This is a genomic window from Actinomadura soli, assembly GCF_005889715.1.
GTDB classification, from domain to species: domain Bacteria; phylum Actinomycetota; class Actinomycetes; order Streptosporangiales; family Streptosporangiaceae; genus Spirillospora; species Spirillospora soli.
The window spans coordinates 1-7,817 of record NZ_VCKW01000322.1; the positions used below are offsets into that span (position 1 = coordinate 1).

5 protein-coding genes are annotated in these 7,817 nt (G+C 69.0%); all 5 read right to left on the reverse strand.

The genetic code is table 11. The features are described from left to right. Nucleotides 1-506: DUF721 domain-containing protein (locus ETD83_RS36700; protein ID WP_230421427.1), on the reverse strand; the 506-nt coding region annotated here is incomplete at its 3' end. Nucleotides 507-524: 18 nt separating this feature from the next. Continuing rightward, nucleotides 525-1,649: a DNA replication/repair protein RecF gene (recF, locus tag ETD83_RS36705; RefSeq protein WP_138649808.1), complete on the reverse strand. Its 1,125-nt coding sequence runs from the start codon at nucleotides 1,647-1,649 to the stop codon at nucleotides 525-527. A gap of 408 nt (nucleotides 1,650-2,057) precedes the next feature. Further along, the gene (gene gnd, locus ETD83_RS36710) at nucleotides 2,058-2,978 is read right to left on the reverse strand and encodes a phosphogluconate dehydrogenase (NAD(+)-dependent, decarboxylating) (RefSeq protein WP_138649809.1); all 921 of its coding nucleotides are present in this window, start codon (nucleotides 2,976-2,978) and stop codon (nucleotides 2,058-2,060) included. A gap of 174 nt (nucleotides 2,979-3,152) precedes the next feature. Next, nucleotides 3,153-4,295: a DNA polymerase III subunit beta gene (gene dnaN / locus ETD83_RS36715; RefSeq protein WP_138649810.1), complete on the reverse strand. Its 1,143-nt coding sequence runs from the start codon at nucleotides 4,293-4,295 to the stop codon at nucleotides 3,153-3,155. A 672-nt stretch (nucleotides 4,296-4,967) separates the two neighbouring features. Further along, nucleotides 4,968-7,349, reverse strand: coding sequence for a chromosomal replication initiator protein DnaA (gene dnaA / locus ETD83_RS36720; RefSeq protein ID WP_138649811.1), 2,382 nt, complete (start codon nucleotides 7,347-7,349; stop codon nucleotides 4,968-4,970). Between the last annotated feature and the right edge of the window lie 468 nt (nucleotides 7,350-7,817).

Genomic DNA, 7,817 nt, shown 5'->3' on the forward strand with positions numbered 1-7,817 from the left:
GAGGGGCCCACTACCTTTACGCGGCGGACGGTGCCGTGGCCGAGTTCCTCGTTCAGTCGCCGGACGAGGTTGGACGACAGCAGGCGAAGCTGCGTCGCCCAGGTCGTCGAGTCGGCGGCCACGGTGAGTTCGCCGTCCTCGAAGCGTTCTGGGCGGGTGTGCTCGGCCAGTTCCGCGCCAACGATGCCCGCCCAGTTGCCGAACACGCCGCCTACGGCGGCCCTCTGCTCCCATCCGCGGGACGCCATGAGGTCGCGGATCGCCGCGCCGAACAGTTTGGGGTCGCCGCCCCGTCCGGGGTCTCTTACGCGGACGACTCGTCCGGCCCCCTTGCGCTTGCCGTTCTGACCGGGGAGGGTGCCGCGCTTCATCGCGTCCGCCTTCGCCTGGGCGAGGGCCTCGCGGGCCAGTTCGATGCCCGACTTGGCCGGCGGACCTTCGGTTTCCGGAGCGTCGGACTCGGGGGAGTCGGGGGAGTTGTGCACATCCTGTGGATCGTCGTTCACGTGCTCGCCCTTTCCCCGTCAGTCGCGGACGATCTGGCCGTCGGAGACGGTATACGAAGCCCCTGTCAGTTCGGCCGGGACATCGGCGGGGACGGCGGCCGTGATGAGCACCTGCTCGGCCACCGCGACCGTCTCCGCCAGCCTGCTGCGACGCCCCGTGTCGAGCTCGGCGAACACGTCGTCCAGGATCAGCACGGGGTCGTCGCCGTCCGCTCGTAGCAGGTCGAACGCGGCGAGCCGCAGCCCGAGCGCGAACGACCACGACTCGCCGTGGCTGGCGTAGCCGCGCGCCGGAAGCTCCCCCAGCCGTAGGACGAGTTCGTCCCGGTGCGGCCCTACGAGGCTCACTCCCCGGTCCAGTTCCTGTTTGCGTGATTCGCCTACGGCCTCTAGCAACTGGTCCGCTAGTTGTCCACGGTCTGTGGACAACTCGACGTCCCCCAACGAGCTCTTGTAGTACAGATCGGCCGCGCTGCCGCCCGGCGCGAGGGCCGCGTAGGCGCGGACGGCGAGAGGACGGAGCGCCTCGATGAGATCCAGCCGCGCCGCCAGCAGTTCGGAACCGGTGCGTGCCAGATGCGAATCCCAGACGTCCAGCGTCGCGAGGACATCCGGGCCTGAGGAACGCCGGTGCGCGGCCGCCGATTTCAGCAGGGCGTTGCGCTGCTTGAGGACGCGGTCATAGTCGGAGCGCACCCCGGCGAAGCGTGGAGCCCGTGCGGTCAGCAGTTCGTCCATGAAACGCCGACGCTCCCCCGGGTCGCCCTTCACGAGCGAAAGGTCCTCCGGGGCGAACAGCACCGTTCGCAGCATCCCCAGGATCTCGCGCGGCCTGGGGACGGGGGACCGGTTGAGCCGCGCCCGGTTCGCCTTACCGGGGTTGATCTCAAGTTCGATCAGCGCCTTGCGGTCGTCCTTCACCAGACCGGCCCGCACGATCGCACGCGGCGCGCCATGCCGGACGAGCGGCGCGTCCGTCGCGGCCCGGTGACTGCCATGCGAGGCGACGTAGCCGATGGCCTCGACCAGGTTCGTCTTGCCTTGCCCGTTGGGACCCACGAACGCCGTGACCCCCGGTTCGAGTGCGACCTCGGCGGCCGGATACGAACGGAAGTCCTGCAGGGAGAGGTGGGCGACGTGCACGAGACACGAGCGTAGAGCCTCCGCCGCCGCCCCAGGCACGCGCCTGCCGCCCCGTAGCACGCTGCCCGAGACCCGTTCGGCGCTCGCGTTGCTGCGCCTTTGCAGGCTGCCCCGGCCCTGGACGCGGCCTAGACGCGCCACCCACAACCGCAGCCGCGTCGAGACGCGTCGGAGCGTTCGGTGCGGCGAGGTGTGGGTGCTGGGAGGCGCCGTCCGGCTTGCTGGCGTGGTCGGCATTCGGGCACCTCCTTCAGGGACGTTCGAGGGCGACACCCGGTGACATGTGAGCGCCCCGCAGGGTCGTCGTCTGCGGGGCGTTCTTGGTCCTCGCGGCCGACTCCGTTCAGAGTCGGGCATCGCGGGGGGAGCGCGGGTCGGAAACCGAAACTGTGGATAACTCTCCGGCGGTCAAACGGCCGGGGGAGTCACGTCGGCGCCGGGGGAGTCGCCGTCGCCCATGGCCTCGACGGCGTGGCCGCCGAACTGGTTGCGGAGGGCGGCGACGACGCGCATGGCGGGCGAGTCCTCCTGGCGGGACGCGAACCGCGCGAACAGGGAGGCGCTGATCGCCGGCAGCGGGACGGCGTGCTCGACGGCGGCCTGCACCGTCCAGCGGCCCTCCCCGGAGTCGTTGGCGTAGCCGCGCAGGTCGTCCAGTTCCGGGTCGTCGGCGAGGGCCCTGTTCAGGAGGTCCAGCAGCCAGGACCGGATGACCGTGCCCTCCTGCCAGCTCAGGAACGTCTCCGGCACCTTGGTCACGAGGTCGCTGGCCTCGATGAGCTCGTAGCCCTCGCCGAAGGCCTGCATCATCGCGTACTCGATGCCGTTGTGGACCATCTTCACGAAGTGCCCTGCGCCGACCTTGCCGGAGTGGACGAATCCGTACTCGCCCTCTGGCTTGAGCGTCTCGAAGATGGGCATCAGGCGCTTCACGTTGTCGTCGTCGCCACCGACCATCAGCGCGTAGCCGTTCTGCAAGCCCCACACGCCGCCGCTCACTCCGCAGTCGACGAAGCCGATGCCCACCGCAGCGAGCTGCTCACCGTGCTTCTGGTCGTCCACATAGTGTGAATTACCGCCGTCGACGACGATGTCGCCTGGTTGAAGGACCTCGCCCAGCTTGTGGATGGTGTCCTCGGTGGGCTGGCCTGCGGGCACCATCACCCAGACGGCGCGCGGCGGGGACAACCGTTCGACCAGTTCCTCGACCGAGCCGACGTCGCTGACGTCCGGATCGCGGTCATAGCCGACGATCGTGTGGCCGCCCCGGCGCAGCCGCTCGGCCATGTTGCCGCCCATCTTGCCCAGGCCGATGATCCCAAGCTCCATGAAAACTCCCCTGTGGGTAGCTGTCCGTATGTGCGCGCGCTGCGGGGGTGCTGCGAGGGGCGGACTCCCCCGCGATGCATGCCCAGGGATGAGCCTTTCATCCGGTTTGACGGCCCCGCGTGCGCGCCGCCGAAAGCGAGCCGGGACGAGCGGGGGATGAAAGGCTCACCGGCCTCACCCGGACAGCCGGACGGGCATGATCAGGTAACGGTAGTTCGGGTTCTCGCCGTCCTGCGGGGGCTTGCCGGTGAGGACGGCCGGCTTCGTCGGGGTCGTGAAGGACAGCCGGGCGACGTCGGAGCCGATCGCGGAGAGCCCGTCGAGGAGGAACGCGGGGTTGAAGGCGATGTCGATGTCCTCGCCCTCCAGGGACGCCTCCAGCGCCTCCACGGCCTGCGCCTCGTCCCCGGTCCCGGCCTCCAGGACGACCTCGCCCTGGCTGAATGAGAGCCGCACGGGGGTGTTGCGCTCGGCGACGAGGGAGACGCGCTTGACGGCCTCGATGAACGCGGCGGTCTGGATCTCGGCGAGGCCCGCGTACTCGCTGGGCAGGAGCGACCGGTACTTGACGAAGTCGCCGTCCAGGAGGCGGGACGTCGTCCGGCGGCCGCCGCCCTCGAAACCGATCATGCCCTCGCCGGTGCCACCCGTCCCGCCGAGCGCGATCGACACCTCCGCGCCCGCCGTCAGCGACTTGGCGGTGTCGGCGAGCGTCCTGGCCGGGACGAGCGCGACGGCGGAGAAGTCCGGGCGCTCCGGCTTCCAGTGCAGCTCGCGGACGGCCAGGCGGTAGCGGTCCGTGGACGCCAGCGTCACGGTTTCGCCTTCGATTTCCACACGGACGCCGGTCAGCATGGGGATCGTGTCGTCCTTGCCTGCGGCGATCGCCACCTGTCCGACGGCCGCGGCGAACTCGTCGCTGCCCACGGACCCTGCGGCCGGCGGCATCTCCGGAAGGGTGGGGTAGTCCTCCACAGGCATGGTGAGAAGTGTGAACTTCGCACTGCCGCAGCGGAGCATCACCTTCGCGCCGTCCGTCGTCACCTCCACAGGGTGGGGAGGAAGGCTGCGCGAGATCTCAGCGAGGAGCCGTCCGGATACCAGGGCCGTCCCCGCCTCCTCCACATCGATGTCCGTGGAGACCTGGGCGGAGACCTCGTAGTCGAACGCGGACAGCTTCAGCCGGTCACTGTTCTCCTCGCCTCCTGCGACGAGGTGCATGCCCGCGAGGACCGGAACCGGGGGCCGGACGGGGAGCGTACGCGCGGTCCAGGCGACGGCGTCGGCCAGGGCGTCTCTGTCGATGCGGAACTTCAAGTGGACCCGCCTCCTGCAGGTGTCGGACAAGGGTGAGGTGATCCTGGCACGGCCGGGGCGCTCGGGTCGGGTTGTCCCCAGGCCCTGACTTGAGATGGATCTTTTCTTGAGTAGAGAAGTAGTGCAGTACTAGTAATAGGGGCCGTGGATAGTGTGGACAGACCGCGTCTTCCCAGGTGAGAGTCGGTTTCTTCGTCCACCGGTGCTGTGCATCGAGGGTGGACGGCGCGGCGGCGCCTGGGGACGGCGAAATCATCCCCACACGTCATCCTCATGTCATCCCCCGGTTTTCCACGAGTTCTCCACGGGTATGCCGTACGTTTCGGCGCCCTGTGCACACCGGACGGGTGATCGCCGGGTTGGCCCACAGACCGTCCCAGGCCCTCCCCAGCTCCTCCCCAAGTCATCCACTGGTTTTCCCCAGGACGCAGCGGGCTCGGACGCCGCGGATCCACATCCGTCCACTCTTCATCCTCAGGTTCTCCAACGGTTGCCCACCGGGTTATCCACGAAAATCCCCAGAGTTTTCCACAACTTGTGAGTAGCGACTCCGGTTCTCGGGTGAGACGCGCCTTTCGTCGCTTCCGTCCGGCGGAGAGGGTGTGGACGGGGCGGTCGCAGCCCGTCCACAAGCGTCGCGCAGGTCTGTCCACACTGTGTACAGGGCGCCGGTCAGCGCTTGCGGGCCTGATGCTTGATGCGCCCGGTCAGCTCCGTGACCTGGTTGTAGATGGCGCGTCGCTCGGCCATCAGCGAGCGGATCTTGCGCTCGGCGTGCATGACCGTGGTGTGGTCGCGTCCCCCGAACTGCTGGCCGATCTTGGGCAGGGACAGCTCCGTCAGCTCCCGGCACAGGTACATCGCGATCTGCCGGGCCGTGACGAGCATCCGGGAGCGGGACGGGCCGCACAGGTCCTCGATCGTCGTCCCGAAGTACTCCACGGTCTGCGCCATGATCATCGCGGCGGTGATCTCCGGGCCGGAGTCGTTCGGGATCAGGTCCTTCAGGACGATCTCGGCGAGCTTCATGTCGACCGACTGCCGGTTCAGGCTCGCGAACGCCGTGACCCGGATCAGGGCGCCCTCCAGCTCGCGGATGTTCGTCGCGATCTGCGAGGCGATGAACTCCAGCACGTCCGGCGGGGCGGCGAGGCCCTCCTGACGCGCCTTCTTCTGCAGGATCGCGATACGCGTCTCCAACTCGGGCGGCTGCACGTCGGTCGTCAACCCCCACTCGAACCGGTTGCGCAACCGGTCCTCCAGCGTGACCAGTTCCTTGGGCGGACGGTCGCTGGAGATCACGATCTGCTTGCTGGCGTTGTGGAGCGTGTTGAACGTGTGGAAGAACTCCTCCTGCGTCTGTTCCTTGCCCTCGAGGAACTGGATGTCGTCGACGAGGAGGATGTCGACGTCCCGGTAGCGGCGGCGGAACCCGTCGGCCTTTCCGTCGCGGATCGAGTTGATGAAGTCGTTCGTGAACTCTTCAGAACTCACATAGCGGACGCGCGCGCCATTGAAGAGGCTCTGCGCGTAATGCCCGATCGCATGGAGAAGGTGCGTCTTGCCCAGGCCGGAGTCGCCGTAGACGAACAGCGGGTTGTACGCCTTGGCTGGCTGCTCGGCGACCGCGACCGCGGCCGCATGCGCGAACCTGTTGGACGAGCCGATGACGAACGTCTCGAAGGTGTACTTGGGGTTCAGACGGGCGTGCTCGGACGCGCCAGAGCCTGCGCTGCCTGCGGGCGCCGGGCCACCGCCGGGGCCAGGCCCAGAGCCAGGGCCGTTGAGCCCGCCGCCGGGGACCGGGCCGGGGTTTGGGCCTGAGCCGGTGGGGCTGCGGGGGTCTGGGGCCTCGTCGTCGCGGAACGCGCTCTCGCGGTAGGGCTCCTCGCCGCGATACTGCTCGCCACCTCCGCCGTACTGTTCGGTGACCGCGCCTCCGCTGTACTGCTCTCCGCCCGTGGGCGCGCCGCTGTACTGTTCAGCGCCCCCGCCCCCGCCGTACTGGTCGCCGCCGCCAGTTCCGTACGGGTCGCTGCTGCTTCCGCCGTACTGGTCGGTGCCACCGCCGCCGTACTGCTCCGGGCCTCCGTACGGTTGCTCGCCGCCGGAGAATGACGGGTCTCCGCCCTGGAAGGTGTTCTCCGGGTGCCCGAGCGATGGCTCGTTCCCGCCGTGCTGGGGTTCGCGCCCCTGGGGATCCGCACGGCCTCCCGAACGCAGCGGGCCGAGCGTACGGTCGTTCAGATGCGAGTGAGAGGGCCGTCCAGGAGGCTCTCCACTGAAACCCTCCGGCGCGCCATGCCCGGGATAACCTTGCGGACCCCGTCCCTCGAACGGGCCTGGGCCGCGTCCACCAGGACCCGGCCCCGGATGCGAGCCTGGGCCGCCTGGCCCGCCCGGGCTGTAAGCGGGTGGACGGGGAACGGGCGGATAGTTTCCCCGCTCGTCGTCCGGAGCCTGTGGATAACCTCCGGGTCCACCCGGGCCGTGGGTAACGCCCGACTGCGGCCGGTACCCCGGCTCGCTGTACGGCTGCTCCGGATACGGACGATCTGACGGCTCGCCGTAGGACTGGCCTGTGTGTGGACGCTCCCGGTCCCTTTCACGCTCGCGATCCCTGTCGCGGTCGTCGTGGGGCCTGTCGGAGTAGGAATCGCCATAAGAAGGAGTGGCTTCGTGCATGCCGAGCCCTCCCCCCGGCGCAGGGATCGGCGCCCCCAGCGGCTCACCGCCACCCGGCCTGGACGATGCGCCAGGGCCGGGGCCTGGGCCAGGCCCACCAGGCATTGCGGGTGGCTCCGGCTGGACGGTCACCGCGACCCGGATCTCCCTGCCCAGCTCACGCGAAAGGGCCTGCGTGATGAGGTTGCGCAGCCGCGTCTCCAGCGCGTCCTTGGCGAACTCGTTCGGCGCCGCAAGCAACGCCGTTCCCTCCACCAGCGCCAGGGGACGGACCATGGGCAGCCATGCGCGGTAGCTCGGGGACAGATCGCTCTCGGAGAGTGCGGTGAGGGTGCGGGCCCAGACTGATCCGAGATCCTGGCCGTCCATGCGCAAGGTCCCCTCCCCCTCCGTCCGACGGAGTACCTGACTGCCCGGCTGTCCCGCAGGACGCGATCAGCCCCACAGGGCACAGCCGCGACGCGGAAGACTTACTCTCTCACGAGTTGTCCACAGAGTTGTCCACATGCTGTGCATAGGCATGGGCGCCCTGTGTAAAACCCGTGACGCGGGGTTCCTGCGAGCGAGGTCGGGAAACATCCGGCCTGCACACGGGCCGGTCTGGGGGTGGTTCTCTAACGGGGGTATGAGGGGCAGAACACCGACATAGATCATCGAATTCGTCGAAGTCGAAAGAGTGTCGGTTCGCCCGGACGACCTTAACCGCTGCAGCCCACACCCGCAACACGACCGGTCCCGCGACATGACCCGTCCCGACCGTCACCTGGACCGCCGCCTCACCGTCACCTGGACCGCCGCCCCAGCGGCCGCCTGCGCCGGTCCCCGTCCCCTTCCCGC

Excerpts from the sequence above, each read along its gene's own strand:
- gnd (WP_138649809.1), bottom strand. The coding sequence starts at position 2,978 with ATGGAGCTTGGGATCATCGGCCTGGGCAAGATGGGCGGCAACATGGCC.
- dnaA (WP_138649811.1), bottom strand. The coding sequence starts at position 7,349 with ATGGACGGCCAGGATCTCGGATCAGTCTGGGCCCGCACCCTCACCGCA.